The sequence below is a fragment of the Luteimonas sp. A611 genome (assembly GCF_054072715.1).
This window is the reverse complement of record NZ_JBSVRP010000001.1, coordinates 1207457-1225679: the sequence shown is the minus strand read 5'-3', so window position 1 is coordinate 1225679 and position 18223 is coordinate 1207457. Positions and strand designations below refer to the sequence as shown.

16 protein-coding genes are annotated in these 18223 nt (G+C 69.5%); 3 read left to right on the top strand and 13 right to left on the bottom strand.

Features of this window, described 5'->3' with window-relative positions:
• Positions 1 to 12 precede the first annotated feature (12 nt).
• Genes ACW5EG_RS05450 through ACW5EG_RS05420 form a run of 7 tightly spaced genes read right to left on the bottom strand, consistent with a single transcriptional unit; the run spans position 13 to position 6010 of the window.
• Complete coding sequence (locus tag ACW5EG_RS05450) at positions 13 to 1194, bottom strand: PP2C family protein-serine/threonine phosphatase (RefSeq protein WP_457017733.1); 1182 nt, start codon at positions 1192 to 1194, stop codon at positions 13 to 15.
• On the bottom strand, positions 1191 to 2060 hold the full coding sequence (locus ACW5EG_RS05445; RefSeq protein WP_457017732.1) for a patatin-like phospholipase family protein: 870 nt from the start codon (positions 2058 to 2060) through the stop codon (positions 1191 to 1193). Before ACW5EG_RS05445 ends, ACW5EG_RS05450 begins: the two co-directional genes overlap by 4 nt.
• A 10-nt stretch (positions 2061 to 2070) precedes the next feature.
• A complete protein-coding gene (locus ACW5EG_RS05440; RefSeq protein ID WP_457021015.1) occupies positions 2071 to 2940 on the bottom strand; it encodes a patatin-like phospholipase family protein in 870 nt (289 codons plus the stop codon).
• Positions 2941 to 2959: 19 nt separating this feature from the next.
• On the bottom strand, positions 2960 to 3298 hold the full coding sequence (locus tag ACW5EG_RS05435; RefSeq protein WP_457017730.1) for an STAS domain-containing protein: 339 nt from the start codon (positions 3296 to 3298) through the stop codon (positions 2960 to 2962).
• Positions 3295 to 3765, bottom strand: coding sequence for an ATP-binding protein (locus tag ACW5EG_RS05430; RefSeq protein ID WP_457021014.1), 471 nt, complete (start codon positions 3763 to 3765; stop codon positions 3295 to 3297). Before ACW5EG_RS05430 ends, ACW5EG_RS05435 begins: the two co-directional genes overlap by 4 nt.
• Positions 3762 to 4136: a response regulator gene (locus ACW5EG_RS05425; protein WP_457017727.1), complete on the bottom strand. Its 375-nt coding sequence runs from the start codon at positions 4134 to 4136 to the stop codon at positions 3762 to 3764. The genes ACW5EG_RS05430 and ACW5EG_RS05425 overlap by 4 nt, the downstream gene beginning before the upstream one ends.
• Entirely contained in the window at positions 4133 to 6010 is a 1878-nt protein-coding gene (locus ACW5EG_RS05420; RefSeq protein ID WP_457021013.1) for an ATP-binding protein, read from the bottom strand. Before ACW5EG_RS05420 ends, ACW5EG_RS05425 begins: the two co-directional genes overlap by 4 nt.
• A 180-nt stretch (positions 6011 to 6190) precedes the next feature.
• On the opposite strand from ACW5EG_RS05420, the gene ACW5EG_RS05415 reads away from it, so the two are divergent.
• From ACW5EG_RS05415 to lpxH, 3 genes are read left to right on the top strand one after another with little or no spacing between them, the layout of a single operon-like run.
• The gene (locus ACW5EG_RS05415; RefSeq protein WP_457021012.1) at positions 6191 to 8794 is read left to right on the top strand and encodes a protein kinase domain-containing protein; all 2604 of its coding nucleotides are present in this window, start codon (positions 6191 to 6193) and stop codon (positions 8792 to 8794) included.
• Complete coding sequence (locus ACW5EG_RS05410; protein WP_457017724.1) at positions 8791 to 9363, top strand: ECF-type sigma factor; 573 nt, start codon at positions 8791 to 8793, stop codon at positions 9361 to 9363. Before ACW5EG_RS05415 ends, ACW5EG_RS05410 begins: the two co-directional genes overlap by 4 nt.
• 25 nt (positions 9364 to 9388) lie before the next feature.
• Positions 9389 to 10132: a UDP-2,3-diacylglucosamine diphosphatase gene (gene lpxH, locus ACW5EG_RS05405; protein ID WP_457017723.1), complete on the top strand. Its 744-nt coding sequence runs from the start codon at positions 9389 to 9391 to the stop codon at positions 10130 to 10132.
• 61 nt (positions 10133 to 10193) lie between these two features.
• On the opposite strand, the gene ACW5EG_RS05400 is transcribed toward lpxH, so the two are convergent.
• The 6 genes from ACW5EG_RS05400 to ACW5EG_RS05375 form a co-directional block, all read right to left on the bottom strand.
• Complete coding sequence (locus ACW5EG_RS05400) at positions 10194 to 11015, bottom strand: ferritin-like domain-containing protein (protein ID WP_457017722.1); 822 nt, start codon at positions 11013 to 11015, stop codon at positions 10194 to 10196.
• Positions 11016 to 11025: 10 nt separating this feature from the next.
• Complete coding sequence (gene purF / locus ACW5EG_RS05395) at positions 11026 to 12498, bottom strand: amidophosphoribosyltransferase (RefSeq protein WP_457017721.1); 1473 nt, start codon at positions 12496 to 12498, stop codon at positions 11026 to 11028.
• A 57-nt stretch (positions 12499 to 12555) separates the two neighbouring features.
• Complete coding sequence (locus ACW5EG_RS05390; RefSeq protein ID WP_457017720.1) at positions 12556 to 13623, bottom strand: SPOR domain-containing protein; 1068 nt, start codon at positions 13621 to 13623, stop codon at positions 12556 to 12558.
• A 30-nt stretch (positions 13624 to 13653) separates the two neighbouring features.
• Positions 13654 to 14949: a bifunctional tetrahydrofolate synthase/dihydrofolate synthase gene (folC, locus tag ACW5EG_RS05385; RefSeq protein WP_457021011.1), complete on the bottom strand. Its 1296-nt coding sequence runs from the start codon at positions 14947 to 14949 to the stop codon at positions 13654 to 13656.
• A 218-nt stretch (positions 14950 to 15167) separates the two neighbouring features.
• Positions 15168 to 15812 carry a histidine phosphatase family protein gene (locus ACW5EG_RS05380; protein ID WP_457017718.1) on the bottom strand — a complete coding sequence of 215 codons (645 nt, stop codon included), beginning with the start codon at positions 15810 to 15812 and terminating at the stop codon, positions 15168 to 15170.
• Positions 15813 to 15931: 119 nt separating this feature from the next.
• On the bottom strand, positions 15932 to 18097 hold the full coding sequence (locus ACW5EG_RS05375) for a S46 family peptidase (RefSeq protein WP_457017717.1): 2166 nt from the start codon (positions 18095 to 18097) through the stop codon (positions 15932 to 15934).
• Positions 18098 to 18223: the final 126 nt, after the last annotated feature.

The following is an 18223-nucleotide window of genomic DNA, read 5'->3' as shown; positions in this document are numbered from 1 at the left end:
CGCTGGTCGCGCTCAGCTCCGGCGATGCACGACCAGCAGGGTGATGTCGTCGAATTGCGCGGCGTCCGCCATGACCGCCTGCAGATCCTCCCGCACGTCGGCAACGGTATCGCGCGCGCTGCGATCACCAGCCCCGATCCGCGACAGCAGACGCTGTTCCGAATAGGCCACGCCCCCGGCATCGACCGCGTCGGTCACGCCATCGGTGAAGGCCACCAGGGTTTCGCCCGTGTCGATGACGATGCTCGCCGCGGTGAACACCGCGCCGGGCATCAGGCCCACCGCAGGTCCGGTCGAGGCCAGGCGTGTACGCGCGCCGCCCGGGCCGCAGACCACCGGCGCCTCATGGCCACCGTTGACATAGACCAGTGCACCGGATCGCGGATCGAGGACCGCAAGGAAGATCGTGGCGAACATGTTGTCGCGCTCGTGGACCCGCGCGATGTAGTCGTTGACGCCGGACACCAGTTCGCAGGCCTGGCTGGCGAGATCGCCCTTGGCTTCGAAAATCCGCTCTGCCTGCGCACGCAGCAGGCTGCGGAACAGCGCCATGAACAGCGCCGCGCCGACGCCCTTGTCACAGACGTCGGCCACGACCAGCACGATGCGCTGCCCTTCGCGCAGGGCATACGCGTCGTAGAAATCACCGCCGACATGACGTGCCGGCTGGAACCAGGCCGCGAGGTCCCAACCTGACGGCTGTGGCAGGACGTGCGGCAGGAAGCCCGCCTGGATCGTGCGCGCGATGTCCATTTCGCGCTGCAAGCTGCGTGCGTACAGGTGCTCGCGGTCGCGCAGGCGCTTGCGCGCTAGGCTGGCCTCGACGCGTGCGCGCAGGATGTGTGGATTGAAGGGCTTGGGAAGGTGGTCGTCCGCACCCAGCTCGATGCCCTTGATCACGCTGTCGGTGTCGTCCAGCGCCGAGATCAGGATCACCGGCACGTGGCACAGCCCGGCATCGGCGCGCAGGTGAGCCAGCAGCTCGTAGCCGTTCATCTCCGGCATCATGATGTCGAGCAGCACCAGGTCGAAGTCTCTGGCGCGCAGGCATTCCAGCGCCTCGCGGCCATTGGCCGCGGTCGCGGTGACGTGGCCCTCGCGCTGCAGCCGACGCACCAGCAGGTCGCGATTGGCCTCGGTGTCGTCAACCACGAGGATGCGCGCCGGTTCGGTCATCGGGCGCAGGCTGCTCATGCCACCGCGCCCGCGGCTTCGCCGAGTCCAAGCTGCCGCAGATAGGGCAGGGCCGCCAGCGTGGCGCGCTCGCCCTGTTCGATGATGTACGGAATCAGGTGGGCATCGCCGAACTCGATGGGACGATCGAAGCTCGGCATGATCGGGATGATCTCGGCGTGGTGGACGGCGCTGTAGAAGGCGTAGGTCGAATGCAGCAGGTTGTTGATGGCCACCGCCATGGCCTGGTTGCCGATGCCCAGCAGCGAATCGATGCGCGCCATCGGCGGCCTGGCGAAGCCCATGGCGAGGATGATTTCCGCCCCTTCGCGGATCGCCAGGCTGATCGGCAGCGGGTCGGACACCCCGCCATCGATCAGCAGTCGCCCGTCCACCGGCCAGGGGCGCAGCAGCAGCGGCATCGCGATGCTGGCGCGCACCGCATCGGCGATCGATCCGCTGCTCAAGGCCACCTTGTCGCCCGAGTGCAGGTCGGTGGCGGCGATATGCAGGGGGATGCAGGTGTCGGCGAAGGTTCTGTCGCCGAACAGCCTGGCGAGATTGGCGCCCACCGCCGCGTCATCTATCAGGCCGATGCGCTCGCTGAAGCCGAAGCGACGCGGCAGCAGGCTGCGCAACACCGAGCGGTAGTGGATGCGGCCAAACAGGCCCTGCCACATGCCGCGGCTGAACGCGTCGGCTTCGTCCGCGCTGCGGCCCAGCGCCATGCCCGCCATGTAGATGCTGCCGCCGCTGCAGCCGACCACCATGTCGGGGCTGATGCCCTCGCGTTCGAGCACCTTCCACATGCCCACTGCGGCGGCGCACTTGACGCCACCGGAGCCCACCACCAGCGCGACCCGCGGGCGACCGCGCGCCGCCGCCATGGGTCCTGCTTCAGACACCGGCGGCCTGCAGCGCCTGCAAGATATGCGGCAGCTGCGCTTCGGTGGCCCGCTCGCCCTGTTCGATGACGTGCGGGATCTCGGCGGTGTCGAACAGGCGGATCGGGCGACCGAAATCAGGCAGCACCGGGATGATCTCGGCGTGGTGCGCCAGGTTGTGGAAGGCGTAGTTCGCGCGCAGCAGGTTGTTGGTGTAGACGCTGTTGACCTGGAACGCGAACCGCGTCGCCGAGCGGATCCGGCTCGGATACGGACTCTCGAAGCCCATCGCCAGGATCACGTCGGCGCCCTCGCGGATCGCGACATCGATCGGCAGCGGATCGGACGCGCAACCGTCCATCAGCATGCGGCCATCGATCTTCCACGGCTTCCAGACATAGGGGATGGCGATGCTGGCGCGGATCGCGTCGCGCACCCGGCCCTTGCCCAGCACCACCTTCTGCCCGTTCTCCAGGTCGGTGGCGACCACATGCAGCGGCGTTTTCGCATCCTCGAAGCGCCGGTCACCGAAGATCCTCTCCAGCGCCGCCATCATCGGCCGGTCGTCGACCATGCCGAAGGCACCATCGAACTTGAACAGACGTGGCATGAACGCGCTCAGCATCGAGCGCAGGTCGCGGCGCCGGGTCAACGACGGCGTCCACAGGCCACGGGTGAGGCGCTCGCAGGTGTCCAGGTCGTAGCCCAGCGCCATCACCGATGCGTACAGGCTGCCGCCGCTGCAGCCGACCAGCAGGTCGATGTCGATGCCTTCGCGCTGCAACACCTTCCACATGCCCAGTGCAGCCGCGCACTGCACGCTGCCCGCGCCGATCACGACCGCCACGCGCTTGCGCCTTTCCGGCCTGGTCACTGCGTCCATCACCTCTCTCCTGCGGGCCTCAGCCCGCGTAGCTGTCCATGGCGGCCGCGACGTCGTCGTAGCACTTCATGATCGTGGTGAAGCCGCTCATCTCCAGCACCTTCAAGACCGGCGGATTGATGCTCGCCAGGCGCAGGTCGCCGCCACCCTGGCGGGCCTGCTTCACCGTGGCGAGCAGGGCGCGCAATCCGGCGCTGCTGGTGTAGAGCACGCCGGCCAAATCGGCCACCAGCCGCGTCTGTCCCGTCTCCACCAGTTCCTTCAGCGTGCCCAGCAGGTGTTCGGCAGTCAGGCCATCCACGCTGCCCGAGATGACGACGACCGAGGCATGCTCGCCGGACTGCAGTTCGATGTTCATGTGCGTGTCTCCTGCTCTATGTGTGTCTGGAATCTCGTTTCGCTTTTGCCGACATGCCTGACCAGCCGGTACGCATTGCCGCGCTCCGCGCCCGGCGCCCATCCGACTTCGTCCATGACCCGGCGCACCAGGTGCCAGCCCAGCCCGCCGACTTCGCGATCGGCCCAGCCTGCGTCGAGGCCCGGCGCCGGGATCGAAGCCGGATCGAACCGCGGCGCCTGGTCGGCAATCAACACGGTGATCCGATCCGGCCCACGGCTCACGCGGATCTCGACCGGACCGGGTCCGGCGCGATAGCCGTGCCTGACGATGTTGACGAAGACCTCCTCCGACGCCAGCCGCAGATCGGCGTACGCGTTGGCATCGACGCCGGCACAGGCCGCGTCGAGGAAGGCTGTCAGCCGCGTAAGGTCCTGCAGCCGTGCGGCGCGGACCGTCATGCCTGCATCGGCGTCCGGATCACTCATTGCCCCGCGCCACGCCGCGCGAGCGCGCCCACCTTGCCCAGCAGCCGATCAAGGTCGACGGGCTTGGTGTCGAAATCGTCGCAGCCGGCCTCCAGCGCCCGCATGCGGTCGTCGGCCATCGCGTGCGCGGTCAACGCGATGACCGGGATGGCCGCTGTCCGTGCGTCCGCCTTGAGCTGGCGGGTGGTGTCCCATCCGTCCATCACCGGCAGGCCCATGTCCATCAGGATCAGGTCGGGGAGTTCGCGCGACGCCAGCTCGAGCGCGATGCGTCCGTCCCCGGCGATCGTGACCTGATGGCCGCGCCGGGACAGCCGCCGCGACAGCATGTCGCGATTCATCTCGTTGTCTTCGACCAGCAGGATCTTCATGACGCGTCCACCGGGATCGGCCGCGGGGTGCCCGAAGGCAGGTAGCGGGCAACCGCCTGCACCAGGCTGTCCTGCTGCACCGGCTTGACCAGGTAGTCGGCCGCACCGATCGACATGCCCAGCGCCTGCTGCTCGGTCACCGAGATCATGACCACCGGGATCGACGCGAGCCGGGGATCGGTCTTCAGTTCGGTCAGCACGCTCCAGCCGTCGGCGCCCGGCATCAGCACGTCGAGCAGGATCAGCCCGGGGCGGCGTTTGCGCGCAATGCGCAGTCCGTCGGCGCCATTGCTCGCGAATTCCACGCGCAGGCCCTGGCGCACCAGCATCCGGCCGATGACATCGGCACCGGCTGCGTCGTCATCGATGACCAGCACCGTGCGCGCTTCGGCCGCGGCCTGTTCGCTGGCCTGCTCTCCCGGCGCGGCCGCCGGATGCAGCTGTTCGGAGTCGCCCGATTCGGCCGGCAGGCGGATGGTGAAGGTGGTACCGACGCCAGGGGCGCTGCGCATCGCGACTTCGCCGCCCAGCATCTCCGCGAACCGCCGCGTCAGCACCAGGCCCAGTCCACTGCCGCCGTACTTGCGCGTGGTCGACACGTCGGCCTGCGAAAACGGCTGGAACAGGCTGCGCTGCTGCTCGGGCGAGATGCCGATGCCGGTGTCCTCGATCTCGAACGTCAGCCAGTCGCCTGAAGTCCCCCTCGCGCGGCGCACGCGCACGCGGATCTCGCCGTTTTCGGTGAACTTGGCGGCGTTGCCGATCAGGTTGAACAGCAGCTGGCGCAGCTTGGTGACATCGGTGTGCATCGTCCCCAGCCCGTCCGCCTCGATCGTGAGCCGGTTGCCTCTCTTGTCCACCAGCGGGCGCATCGTGGCGACCACGTCGTCGAGCAGCGTGCGCACCGCGACCTCCTCCAGGTCGAGCTGCATCTTGCCCGCCTCGATCTTGGACAGGTCCAGCACGTCGTTGATCAGCCGCAGCAGGTGCTTGCCGGCCTTGTGGATCTTGCGCAGGTCCGGGACCAGGTGCTCCTCGCCGGACTCGTGCGCCTCTTCGACCAGCAGTTCGCTGTAGCCGATGATCGCGTTCAGGGGCGTGCGCAGTTCGTGGCTCATGTTGGCCAGGAACAGGCTCTTGGAGCGGTTGGCCGCATCCGCCTCCTCCTTGGCCTGCACCAGCTGCGCGCTCTTTTCCTCGACCTTGAGGTTCTGCTCCTGCAGCAGCCTGCGGTTGCGCACGAAGCGCTTGCTCTGCAGGTGCGAGAACAGGGCGAAGACCGCGGCGATCAGGAAGATGCCGACGATGCTCGCCAGCGTGGTCAGCAGCGTGGCGTCGAAGTCCAGCCGATAGCCGGTGAACCAACCGCAGGCGATGATCCCCACCGCGATTCCCTGCAGGCCGCGCCCGGCGAGGCGCGGGCCACCCACGCCCACGTTGCCCAGGTTCATGCCCATCAACATCATCACGCTTGGCCAGGGGCTGAAGTGCATGGCGGCGACCAGTCCCCCCACCATCACCGCGTCCACCAGCAGGTTGAGGTGTTCGGCGCGCCTGGAATCGCGGCTGCTGCGTGCATGCAGGTAGGCCAGCTGCGGCCACAGCGTTCCCCAGCACAGCAGCAGCGCGACCAGCAGCGGGCCGGCGCGCCCGCTGGCATGGAAGACCGAGTAGATGACCACCGACAGCAGCGGCATGCACGACATGCGCGAGACGTAGTCGAGCCTGACGATCGGATGCAGTGAGGGCCGTGCGCTTGTCGCCTGCTCCCTGCGAACAGGTGCGAACTCGGGCAACAGCGGCGCCACGCTGCCGGTCGACGCGGCGGCCGGTACCCACTGCGGGCTTGAGGCCATTGAATACGGGATGTCCATGCGGGCTGTCGTCGAGTGGCGGGCGTTTCGCGCCCCTTTCCCATGACTGCGCAGGACGGCGGCGGATTTGATCATCGAGATCGAAACGTCCGGTTTCCGCCGGCCAGGACGTTTCACTCGAAGTCCGGACGTGCGCCGCCGCAGTGGCGCCGTGCTGTCCCGGCGCGGCAGGGGAACCCGATGCAAGACCGCTATCTGCAGGCCAAGGCGCTTGCCATGGAGGCGCTGGAGCTTGCACCGGGCGCCCGCGAGGCCTGGCTGGTGGAGCGCTGCGCAGGCGATGCCGGGCTGCGCGCCGAAGTGGACTGGCTGATCGCCGCCGCCCGCACCGGGCCCGACGATCCGCTGGCCCCAGGCTGGCCACAGGCCGGGACCGCGTCGCTGCAGGAAGGCAGCCGCGTCGACGCGGCGCAGCCGGGCCAGTACCGCATCCTCCGCCTGCTGGGCGAAGGCGGCATGGGCGTGGTCTATCTGGCCGAGCGCGACGATGGCGATGCCCGCCAGTTGGTCGCACTCAAGCTGCTGGCCAGCGCCGGCCCGCACGGCGCGCGCCTGGCGCAGCGCATGGCCGAGGAGCGCCGCATCCTTGCCACGCTGCAGCACCCCAACATCGCCCACCTGCTGGACGGCGGCATCACCGGCGACGGCCAGCCCTTCATCGCGCTGGAATACGTGGAAGGCGAGCGCATCGACCGCTGGTGCCAGTCGCGGGAGCTGCCGCTGCGCGAGCGCGTGGAACTGTTCCTCAAGGTCTGCGCGGCCGTCGAACACGCACACCAGCGGCTGGTGGTCCATCGCGACCTGAAGCCGGCCAACATCCTGGTCACCCCGCAGGGCGAACCCAAGCTGCTGGATTTCGGCATCGCCCGGCTCATCGAGGCACATGCCCCGGCCGAGCCGACCGGCACCGCGCACCGCGCCCTCACCCTGGCCTATGCCAGCCCGGAGCACGTGGCCGGCAAGCCGCTGACCACCGCGACCGACGTCTGGTCGCTGGGCATCGTGCTGTACGAACTGCTGGCCGGCGCGCGCCCGCACCAGGCGATGGAGTCCGGCCACCTGCTGCCCGATGCCATCGTCTCGGGCGAGATCCGCCCACCCAGCAGCGCACCGCACACCGGCAATGCCGATACGGACCGCAGCGCACGCACGATCAGCCACGCGGTCGGCCGGATTCCCGCCGACATCGATGCGATCGTGCTCAAGGCACTGCGGCACGCGCCCGAGGACCGCTATCCCTCGGTGGCCGCACTGTCGGAGGACCTGCGCCGATTCCTGGATTCGCGTCCGGTGTCGGCACGGCGCGGCCATGCGCTGTACCGGCTGCGCCGCTTCGCCTGGCGCCAGCGCTGGCCGCTGGCGGCGGCGTCGGTGTTGCTGCTGCTGGCTGGCGGCTTCCTGTTCGAACGCGAGCGCCAGCTGCAGCAGGTGATCGCCGAGCGCGGCAAGGCGCAGGCGCTGGCCGGCTTCATGACCGAGCTGTTCGCCAATGCCGATCCCTCGCGTTCGCGCGGCGAGCAGATCACCGTGCGCGAGGTGCTGGACCGCGGGGCCGCCAACCTGCTCGCACGCAACGACCTTCCGGCTGCGACCCGCAGCGACCTGCTGGAAAGCGTGGCCGATGCCAATATCGGCCTGCAGCTGGGGACATCGGCGCTGCCGCTGCTGCAGGAAGCCCTCGCCCTGCGCGAAGCGTCCGGCGCGCCCTCGACGGAGATCGCGGCACTGCTGTCCAGGATCTGCGAGCAGCAGGAGAAGCAGGGCGACAACGCCATTGCCATCGCGACATGCCGGCGCGGCCAGGCGCTGCTGGATCCCGACGACCCGGCGCAGCGCGACCTCTGGCTGGGCCTGCGCGTGCAGGAACTGCGTGCCGAGGACCTGATGGGCGCGCGTCCTGCCGTGGACATCGTCGCCGACCTGCACGCGCTGCTCCCGGAACTGGGCGACAGCGACAGCAACCATGAGCAGCACGGGTACCATCTGAACGCGCTGGAAGCCCTGGCCAACGCGCAGCAGCGCGGCGGCGACCTGGACGGCGCCATCGCCACCGAGCGCGAGGCGGTGGCGCTGGCCGAACGCCTGCACAGCGACAGCCCACACGTGATGCTGACCATGCGGCTCAACCTGGCCACACTGGTGACGCGCAAGGATGCAAAGGCCGGCATCGACCTGCTGCGCGAACTCGATCGCGACTACGTGCGCCTGATCGGCCCCAGCACGGTGCAGCGGGCGGTGCTGTTGAACCAGCTCAGCGTCAGCTACATCCATCTCGGCGATATCGTCAACGGCCTGGAGACCAGCCAACGCGCCGTCGACATCGCCCGCGACACCACCCAGGGCGACAACCGCCTGTACCTGCAGCTGGCCGTGGCCCATGCGATGACACTCGGCCGTGCCGACCGCCGCGCCGGGGGCATCGCGCTGCTGCGCGAGGTGCTGCCGCTGCTGGAAGCGCGCAGCGCACCGGGCGTGGATGCGATCAACCATGCCTATGCGCTTGCGGCGCTGGGCCACATGTTGATGGACAACGACCAGCTGCCGGCCGCGCTGGAGGCGTTCACCAGCGCCGAACGCATCGCCCTGCCGCATGCGGCCGATGTGATGGTGGTGTACTACAACGCCATCAGCGGCCTGATCAAGGCGCGGGCCAAGCAGGGTGATACCGCCGCGATGCGCGCCGTCGCCGCGGGCTACGGCGGGCTGCTGGACGAACTCAAGCTGACCGACGACGCCCACTGGCGGCGAAGCCTGGACAAGCTGCTCGCAGACCTGCCGTCATGAATGCGAAGCCGGCCCCGCCCGAGATCACGCGCCTGCTGCAGGCCGCCGCCGACGGCGAGCCCGCGGCGATGGACCAGGTGGTGCACGGGCTGTACCAGGCGTTGCACCAGCTGGCGGCGGCGCAGCTGGGGCGCGAGCGCCACGACCCGATGCTCAGCGCCACCGTGCTGATCAACGAAGCCTGGCTGAAGCTGTTCGCGGGTGCAGCCCTGCCGCCGATGGAGAACCGCGGCCATCTGCTGGGCCTGGCCGCGCACGCGATGCGCCAGGTGCTGATCGACCATGCGCGCCGACGCATGTCGGCCAAGCGCCCGCAGGACCAGGATCGCCTGCAGCTGACCGAAGTAGCCGAAAGCCTGGGCGAGGAAGTCGAGCCCGATGCACTGGAAGCCGCGCTCGACCGGCTTGCCACCCTCGATGAACGCCAGGCTCGGATCGTCGACATGCGCTTTTTCGCCGGCCTGACCGGCGAGCAGATCGCGGCAGCGACCGGGCTCTCCACCGCCACCGTGCAACGCGAGTGGCGGATGGCGCGCGCCTGGCTGCGGCGCGAGCTCGAGGTCGACTGAGGCTTGGGCGTTCTACAATCCCCGCATGACCACGTTGTGCATTTCCGACCTGCATCTCGACCCGGAACGGCCGGCGATCACCGAACTGTTCGGCCGCTTCCTGGACGGCGAAGCGCGCAGCGCCGACGCCCTCTACATCCTCGGTGACCTGTTCGAGGCCTGGGTGGGCGACGACGATCCCTCCGAGGCCGGCACGTTCGTTGCCGAACGCCTGCACGCCGTGGCCGACGCCGGCGTGCCCGTGCATTTCCAGCGCGGCAATCGCGATTTCCTGCTTGGCAGCGGCTATGCGGCCCGCGCCGGCTTCTCGATCCTGCCGGACCCGGCGGTGGTCCTGCTCGACGGCAGGCCCGTCCTGCTGACCCACGGCGACCTGCTCTGCACCGACGATGCGGCCTACCAGGCGTTCCGTGCGCAGACGCGCGACCCGGCCTGGCAGGCGCGTTTCCTGTCGCAACCGCTGCAGGCGCGGCTTGCGTTCGCAGCGCAGGCACGCGCGGCGAGCCAGGCGCGACAGGGCGAGCTGAAGCAGGCCGGCACGATGGAAACCATCACCGACGTGGCACCCGCCACGGTCGCCGGGATGTTCGTGCGCTACGGCGTGGACACGATGATCCACGGCCACACGCACCGGCCCGCGGTCCATGGACTCGTCGCCGGCAATCGCGAATGCCGGCGCATCGTGCTCGGCGACTGGTACACGCAGGGCTCGGTGCTGCGCGTGGAAGATGGCCGTTTCGACCTGCACGCGCTGCAGGAGCGGCTGTAGGAGCGGCTTCAGCCGGGATCGACGCTGCGACGGTAGCCTGCGGTCGCGGCTGAAGCCGCTCCTACAGGGGCCGGGCCGAAGCCTGGGCCACCTGCTGCAGCGCGGCCAGCTCATCTTCGCTGAAGCCGGCAGCGCTGCGCGCCTCGATATTGAACGGACCATGCAGCACCGCACGCGCGTACTCGGCCAGCAGTTCGCGGAACTTCGGTTCGGGGTCGATGCCGCGACGCTCGCAGAACCAGCGAAACCAGTGGCTGCCGGCGGCGACGTGCGAGATCTCCTCGCGCAGGATCACCTCGAGCACGTCGGCGGTGCCGTCGTCGCCAAGCGCGCGCAGCTTCACGATCATTCCGGGCGTCACGTCCAGCCCGCGCGCTTCGAGCACTCGCGGTACCAGCGCCATGCGCGCCAGGCCGTCATGCGCGGTCTTCTCGCACATCTCCCACAGTCCGTTGTGCGCGTCGAAATCGCCGTAGTCGTGGCCCAGCGCCTGCAGGCGTTCGCGCAGCATCAGGAAATGCCGGGCCTCGTCGTCGGCGATGCGCACCCAGTCGGCGTAGTAGTCGGCCGGCATGCCGCGGAAGCGGTAGGCGGCATCCCAGGCCAGGTCGACGGCGTTGAGCTCGATGTGCGCGATCGAATGGATGAAGGCGGCGCGCCCTTCGATTCTGCCCAGGCCGCGGCGCGGCAGGTCGCGCGGATGCACCATCGCCGGTCGCGACGGCCGCCCCGGCATCCGGATCGGCTCGGGCGCGGGCGCATCTTCCGCCACGGCCAGCGCGCCAGCGGCGAAGGCCGCGGCATGGCGCCGGGTCAGCGCGATCTTGTCGTCGATGCCGGCCGCGTCCAGGCATTCGCGCGCGGCGTCGAACAGCGTCGGCATCAGCGCGCGATCAGAGCGCGAGGCGCCGCTGGCGCTTGGCGTCGTCCGAACGCAGCTGGCGCAGCCCTTCGAAGTAGCCGGCATCCACGCCGGTGGCGTACTCGCCGCTGAAGCAGGAACTGTCGAACTTCATGCCCTCGAACTTCGGCCCGGCGACCGCCTTCTCTAGGTCCGCGAGGTCCTGGTAGACGAGCCAGTCGCAGCCGATCATGCGCTCGATCTCATCCTCGGTGCGTCCGTGCGCGATCAGCTCTTCGGGCGTCGGCATATCGATGCCATAGATGTTCGGATGCCGCACCGGGGGCGCGGCCGAAGCCAGGTAGACCTTGCGCGCACCGGCGTCGCGCGCCATCTGCACGATCTGCTGCGAGGTGGTGCCGCGCACGATCGAATCGTCGACCAGCAGCACCACCCGGTTGCGGAACTCGAGCTTGATCGGATTGAGCTTGCGCTTGACCGACTTCACCCGCTCGCCCTGCCCCGGCATGATGAAGGTGCGGCCGACATAGCGGTTCTTGACGAAACCCTCGCGGTACTTCACGCCCAGCACGTTGGCGATTTCCAACGCCGCATCACGCGAGGTGTCGGGGATCGGGATCACCGTGTCGATGTCGTGGTCCGGGCGCAGGCGCAGGATCTTCTCGCCCAGGGTCACGCCCATGCGCATGCGCGCCTTGTGCACCGAGATGTTCTCGATCATCGAATCGGGCCGCGCGAAGTACACGTACTCGAAGATGCACGGCGCGCTCGCGGCCGGTTCCGCGCACTGGCGCACGTGCAGCTCGCCGCGCGGCGTCACCACCACGCCTTCGCCGGGCGCGATGTCGCGCACCAGCTCGAAGCCGAGGATGTCGAGCGCAACCGACTCGGACGCGATCGCATACTCGTTGCCTGCCTCGGACTCGCGCTTGCCCAGCACCAGCGGCCGGATGCCGTGCCGGTCGCGGAACGCCACCAGGCCCAGGCCCAGCACCGTGGCCACGGCGGCGTAGCCGCCACGCGCACGACGGTTGACGCCCTCGATGGCAAGGAACGCCGCCTCCGGGGTCAGCATGCGGCTGCGGTCGAGTTCGTGCGCGAACACGTTGAGCAGCACTTCGGAGTCGGACTGGGTGTTGATGTTGCGGCGGTCTTCCTCGAACACCTCGCGACGCAGCGTGTCGGTGTTGGTCAGGTTGCCGTTGTGCGCCAGCGCGATGCCGTAGGGCGAGTTGACGTAGAACGGCTGCGCCTCGTCGCTGCCCTCGCTGCCGGCGGTGGGATAGCGGCAATGGGCGATGCCCACCCGCCCTTCCAGCAGCGCCATCGCCTTGTCGTTGAACACGTCGCGCACCAGGCCGTTGCCCTTGTGCACGCGCAGCTGGGTGCCGTTGGCGGTGGCGATGCCGGCCGCGTCCTGGCCGCGGTGCTGGAGGACGGTCAGGCCGTCGTACAGCGCGGTCGCGACCTCGGTGGTGGCGACGATGCCGATGATGCCGCACATGGCAGTGTTTTCCCGTTGGTGTTGCGAGACTGGAGCGGGTGGCTTGTCGCGCGCCCGTCAGGGATGCGCGCGGACCATGCCGTCGATGCCGAGCTTCGACTTCACCTGCGTCTTGAGCCGCTCGGCGTCGTCGCGGCCCGGCACCGGCCCGGCCTTGACCCGGGTCAGGCGGCCGCGGTCGGTGGCGACGGTTTCGGTGAAGGCGTTGATGCCCATGCCGCGCAGGCGGTCGCGCAGGCGCGTGGCCTCGTCGGCATTGCCGAAGGCGCCGACCTGCACTGCAAAGCCCACGCCGCTGGCGGCTGGCGCGGCAGGCGCTGCAGCCGGAGTGGATGCGGGAGTGGCTACTGGCGTGGGCGCGGCGGTGGCTGGCCTGGCGCCCGCAGTCGACTGCGTCGGCGCAGCCGCGGCAGCTGACCGCGGCGGTGGCGCGTCGGCATCCAGCGCAACCACGCGCGGGCTGACGTCGCTGCGCACCTGTGCAGCGCGCACGCGCATCGCTTCGGCGGCCTCGCGCGAGGCGAACGGCCCCAGGCGCACGCGCTGGGCCGGCCGACCGTTGAGGGTGAAGGCTTCGCTGTAGGCGCGGAGCCCGGCCTGCGACAACTGGCGCACGATGACCTGCGCATCCCGCTCGCTGCCGAACGCACCGAAGTGCACCGCATAGTCGCCAGCGGCCGCGGTCGGCGGCAGCGGTGCGGCCTGCGGTTCCTTTTCGGCCGGTGCAGGCGTCGGGCGCGCAGGCGGCGCGGCCGGCGGCGGGGTGGGCGCGTCCTGCGCCAGCTCGGCAGCATCCGGATCGGGGACCGCGTCCTGCGCGGACTCGTCGACGACGGAAGGCCGCTCCTGCGCGGGCGGCGCGGTGGCGGTGTCCACCGTCGCAAGCTGGTCGTCGTCGAGTGGATCGGGGACACCCAGCACGCCACCCTGCGGCGCATCGGCAGGCACGACCAGGGGCAGGTCGACCGTCCTGTAGCCACCTTCGGGGGCATCGGGCACGCGCATCGACAGGTCAGACACGCCGCTGTCAGGCGCGGGTCCCTTGACCAGCATCGGCAGGAAGATCACGGCCAGCGCGACCAGCACGGCGGCACCGATCAGGCGCTGTTTCAATCCGGCATCCATCGGGTTCGGCAAGAGCGGCGGGCGCGCGAATTATACGCCGCGCAGCAGGCCGGCTTCTGAACCCGGACCACGCAGCACGTGCAGCGCCTCTTCGGCCGCATGGAACGAACCGAACACCAGGATGCGATCGCCCGGCGCGGCTGCCTGCAGCGCCGCGACCAGGGCCGCGGCGGGATCGGGCAGTTGCTGTCCGGCCTGCGCAGCGGAACCACGCAGCCGCGCTGCAAGCGTCTCGACGTCGATGCCGCGCGCGCCGGCCCCCAGCGCCCCCCCCAGCCACCAGGCATCGACCAGGCCATCGAGCGCCTGCACTACCGCAGCCGCATCCTTGTCGGCCAGCGCCGCGTACACCGCGTGGGTCCGACCCGCGACGTGGCTGGCGCGCAGCCACGCGGCCAGCTCGCGCGCGGCCTGCGGGTTGTGGCCGACGTCGACCGACACTGCGACGCCCGCGCGGTCGAACAGCTGCAGCCGTCCCGCGAGTCGCGCCCCCGCCACCCCACGTTCGATTGCCGCGTCCGCCAGCTCGATATCCAGCGCGCGCAGCGCCGCGATCGCGACCGCCGCGTTGCGCAGCTGCACCGGCGCGGACAGCGCAGGCATGGGCAGTTCGATGTCGAAACCGACCTCGCGCCAGCGCCAGCGCACCGCATCCAGCGGCTCGAAGAAGAAATCGCAGCCAATGCGCACCGCCGACGCGCCGATCGCGTACGCGTGGCGCAGCACGCTGGCCGGCGGGTCGTCGTCCCCCAGCACCAGCGGCTTCCAGGCGCGGGCAACCCCGGCTTTCTCGGCACCGATGGCCTCGCGGTCATCGCCCAGCCAGTCCTGGTGGTCGAGGTCCACGGTGGTGATGACCGCGACATCGGCATCGACGAGATTGGTCGCGTCCAGCCGTCCGCCCAGGCCGACTTCCAGGACCACCAGGTCCAGCGCCGCGCGTTCGAACAGCCACAGCGCGGCCAGCGTGCCGAACTCGAAGTAGGTCAGCGCGGTGTCACCGCGCGCCGTTTCCACCGCGGCAAAGGCATCGACCAGTGCGTCCTCGCCGGCCTGGTCGCCATCGATGCGCACCCGCTCGCCATAGGCCAGCAGGTGCGGCGAGGTGTAAGCACCCACGCGCAGGCCGGCCTCGCGCGCGATCGCCTCGATGAAGGCGACCGTCGAGCCCTTGCCGTTGGTGCCGGCGACGGTGATGACGCGTGCGGCGGGTCGTCCCAACGCCAATCGGTTGGCGACCTCGCGCACACGCTCCAGCCCCATCTGGATGGCCTGCGGATGCTGGCGCTCGATGTAGGTGAGCCAATCGGTAAGGGTCTTGTGCATGAGGTTGGACGAAAGGGATGTCATCCCGGACGAACTCAAGGATGTCATCCCGAACGCAGTGAGGGATCTTCTGTCGGCCGCATCCGGCGTCCCGGAGAAGATCTCTCGCTACGCTCGAGATGACAGACGAATAGGACGGAAAACATCCGGCCCGGTTGACCCCACCCCGAAGCGCTGCGGCACCGAACCCCGTCGCTTGTGGAGACAGCCGCCCGCGACTACAGCGCCCGATGCACCGCCTCGCCGAAGAACGCCGTGTGGTGCGAGCAGTCGTTCAGGCGCACCACCTCGAGGTTGTCCAGGTCGTCGCCTTCGAGCAGGTTGAGCGTGGTCGGCGCCTGGCGGAAGGTCCACAGGCGCGACAGCGGGATGCCCAGCACATGGCACAGCAGCACGCGGTTGACCGCATCGTGCGCCACCACCAGCAGGGTGTCGTTGCCGCCAAGACCCTCGACCGACCACTGCAGCGCCTCCCACGAGCGGCGGAAGACCTGCTTGAGCGACTCGCCGCCCGGCATCAGCACGGAGTCAGGCTCCTCGCGCCATGCGCGCAGCAACTCCGGATCGCGCTCTGCGATCTCGCTCGCCAGCAGCCCTTCCCAGGTGCCGTGGGCGATTTCCATGAAGCCCATCTCGGTGGTGAGCATCGGCGCGCGTGCCTCGCCAAGCGCCAACTGCGCGGTGTGGTAGGCGCGCGTCAGCGGCGAGCTGACCGCCTTGTCGATGCGCACGTCGCGCAGGCGTTCGCCAAGCAGGCGCGCCTGTCGTTCACCCACCGGCGACAGGGGGATGTCTTCCTGTCCCTGGTAGCGGCCTTCGGCATTCCACGGCGTCTCGCCGTGACGGGCAAGCAGGATTCTCATGCGGCTGGGGGTTCCGGATACGGTTCGGGAGGCACGCCCGCGACTCCCCCGGGCGCAGCGCCTAGTCTAAGCGATGCGACGTCCATGGTCCCGTGCCGGCGCCGCACAACAGGCCGCCGCTACCGCTTCGGCGCGACGCCCATCTCCTGCAGCAGCTGCGGCGCCGGGTAGACCTCCTGCATGATCCAGCGCAGGTAGCGCTGGTCGACGGAGATGGTGCGGGTCATCTCGGCGTCGAACACCCAGTTCGACACCACCGCCTCCCAGTTCATGTCGAACAGCAGGCCGACCAACTGCCCGCGTGCGTCGAGCACGGGCGAGCCGGAGTTGCCGCCGGTCACGTCCAGGTCGGACAGGAAGTTGACCGGAACCGTGCGCATCCGGCGATCGGCCAGCCCGCCATGACGCTTGGCCGCGACCGCATCCAGCAGGGTCTGCGGCGCGTCGAATGGCTCCTCGCCGGTGGCCTTGGCCGCCACCTCCTCGAGCCGCGTGAACGCCTGCTGCCGGCTACCGTCGAGCTTCGTATAGGGCTTGACGTTGCCGAAGGTGATGCGCAGCGACGAGTTTGCATCCGGATAGACCTGCCCGCCCTGGCTGCGGCGGTGTTCGGCGACGGCCTGCAGGTAGCTCGCCCGCGCCGGCAGGCGCTCACCGGCGCGTGTCTTGCCCGCCTGCTCGAGCTCGAGCAGGGTCGGCATCACCGCCACCGCGTACCGGATCACCGGGTCCTTGCTGGATTCGAAGGCCTTGCGATCGGCCTTCAGCCAGGCCATGCGCCTTTCGGTGTCGGCAAGCTTGGTGTCGGCAAGCCTGTCCAGGGCACGCTCGATCGCCTTCGCATCATTACCCCCGAGCCAGGTGTCGACGGTCTTCAGCCGCTGCGCCGGCGGCAGCTTGACGTATTCGGCCAGCCAGTAGGCCTGCAGTTCGCGGTCCATGGCCGGGACGTAGCGCCGGTCCATCTGCCGCAGGCTGCCCTCGATGGTGGGCAGGTCGCGGTCCTGGTAGCCCTGCTCGCGCTCGGCGTCGGGCTTGCCGCGCTCGATCGCGAGGCGGTAAAGCGTCGTAGCCGCGGAAATCGCACCGGTGCCGTTGAACATGCGCAGCACCAGGTCGCGCTCGCGCGTGGCCCGGTCGGCCTCGTCCAGCGCAACCAGGCGCTCGTGTGCGGTCAGCGCATCGGCGCCCTCCTCGCCACGTGCGCGCAGCCACTCCAGCACCGCGGCCTCCTCGGCGCGCTTGGTCGCCGCCGCCCCGGTGCGCGAGAAGCCGGCAAGCTGGCCCTCGTAGTTCTTCATCACGTTTTCCCAGCCGCGCACCGTGCTGGCGTATTTCACCTCGACCTCGGGATCGGTCTTGGCGTGCGCGTCGACAAGGTCGACAAGCGCGCGGTAATGGCGACCGATGGTCGGATACGACCACTGCTCGGTGTCCTCGAATTCGCCTGCCAGCGCGTAGCGGCTGGTGCGGCCCGGATAGCCGGCCACCATCACGAAGTCGCCCTCGCGCAGCGGCTTGTCGGCGATCTGCAGCCAGTGCTTCGGCTGGTAGGGCACGTTGTCGGGCGAATGCGCCGCCGGCCTGCCGTCCGGACCCACGTACGCGCGATAGAACGCGAAATCGCCGGTATGGCGCGGCCACATCCAGTTGTCGACCTCGCCACCGTAGTTGCCGATGCTGCCCGGCGGCGCGTAGGCCAGGCGCACGTCGCGGATCTCGAGGTTGCGGAACAGGCGGTAGTCGTTGCCACCGAGGAAGCTGTACATGCTGCAGCGGTAGCCGTCGTTGGCTTCGCACGCGGCGACCAGCCGCTTCTCGATCGCGTCCAGCGCCTGGGTACGCGCCAGCGGGTCGGACGCCGCATCGATCGCAGCGCGGACCTCGGTGGTGACGTCGGTGATGGCATCGAGCACGTAGATGCGCGCATTCGGCCCGGCGGTGATCTCGTCGGCCGGTGCGGCGGCGTTGAAGCCGTCGCGCATCAGGTTGTTGTCCGGCGTGGAGTTGAGCTGGATCGCGCCGTAGGCGCAGTGGTGGTTGGTCACCACCAGGCCCTGCGGCGAGACGAAGCTCGCCGTGCAGCCGCCCAGCGAGACCACCGCCCCGAGCGGGTCGCCGGTCAGGTCGGCGAGCTGCGCCGGGTCCAGCTTCAGGCCGGCCTGCTTGAGCGGTGCGGAGATCTCCGGCAGTTGCTGCGGCACCCACATCCCCTCCACCGCGCCTGCGGCGGGGACAATGGACAGGGCGATCACGGCGGACAGGCACGGCAGGGATAGGCGCATGGAACGGTTCCACCTGAAATGACCGGCCGATTGTAGCCGCCCTCCCCCGGTCGCCGCCCCTGCCGGCGTGCCCGCGGTTTCCGGTGCAACCTATAATGGCCACCCGTTCCCGCAGGCCGCCCCCCG

Bases quoted from the DNA above. Each gene is read 5' to 3' on its own strand.
- ACW5EG_RS05450 (WP_457017733.1), bottom strand. From the start codon at position 1,194: ATGAGCAGCCTGCGCCCGATGACCGAACCGGCGCGCATCCTCGTGGTT.
- purF (WP_457017721.1), bottom strand. From the start codon at position 12,498: ATGTGCGGCATCATCGGCATCGTCGCCACCACCGAGGTCGCGACCGCG.
- ACW5EG_RS05420 (WP_457021013.1), bottom strand. From the start codon at position 6,010: ATGGACATCCCGTATTCAATGGCCTCAAGCCCGCAGTGGGTACCGGCC.
- folC (WP_457021011.1), bottom strand. From the start codon at position 14,949: ATGCACAAGACCCTTACCGATTGGCTCACCTACATCGAGCGCCAGCAT.
- ACW5EG_RS05375 (WP_457017717.1), bottom strand. From the start codon at position 18,097: ATGCGCCTATCCCTGCCGTGCCTGTCCGCCGTGATCGCCCTGTCCATT.
- ACW5EG_RS05435 (WP_457017730.1), bottom strand. From the start codon at position 3,298: ATGAACATCGAACTGCAGTCCGGCGAGCATGCCTCGGTCGTCGTCATC.
- ACW5EG_RS05410 (WP_457017724.1), top strand. From the start codon at position 8,791: ATGAATGCGAAGCCGGCCCCGCCCGAGATCACGCGCCTGCTGCAGGCC.
- ACW5EG_RS05440 (WP_457021015.1), bottom strand. From the start codon at position 2,940: ATGGACGCAGTGACCAGGCCGGAAAGGCGCAAGCGCGTGGCGGTCGTG.
- ACW5EG_RS05380 (WP_457017718.1), bottom strand. From the start codon at position 15,812: ATGAGAATCCTGCTTGCCCGTCACGGCGAGACGCCGTGGAATGCCGAA.
- ACW5EG_RS05430 (WP_457021014.1), bottom strand. From the start codon at position 3,765: ATGAGTGATCCGGACGCCGATGCAGGCATGACGGTCCGCGCCGCACGG.
- ACW5EG_RS05400 (WP_457017722.1), bottom strand. From the start codon at position 11,015: ATGCCGACGCTGTTCGACGCCGCGCGCGAATGCCTGGACGCGGCCGGC.
- ACW5EG_RS05445 (WP_457017732.1), bottom strand. From the start codon at position 2,060: ATGGCGGCGGCGCGCGGTCGCCCGCGGGTCGCGCTGGTGGTGGGCTCC.
- lpxH (WP_457017723.1), top strand. From the start codon at position 9,389: ATGACCACGTTGTGCATTTCCGACCTGCATCTCGACCCGGAACGGCCG.
- ACW5EG_RS05415 (WP_457021012.1), top strand. From the start codon at position 6,191: ATGCAAGACCGCTATCTGCAGGCCAAGGCGCTTGCCATGGAGGCGCTG.
- ACW5EG_RS05390 (WP_457017720.1), bottom strand. From the start codon at position 13,623: ATGGATGCCGGATTGAAACAGCGCCTGATCGGTGCCGCCGTGCTGGTC.
- ACW5EG_RS05425 (WP_457017727.1), bottom strand. From the start codon at position 4,136: ATGAAGATCCTGCTGGTCGAAGACAACGAGATGAATCGCGACATGCTG.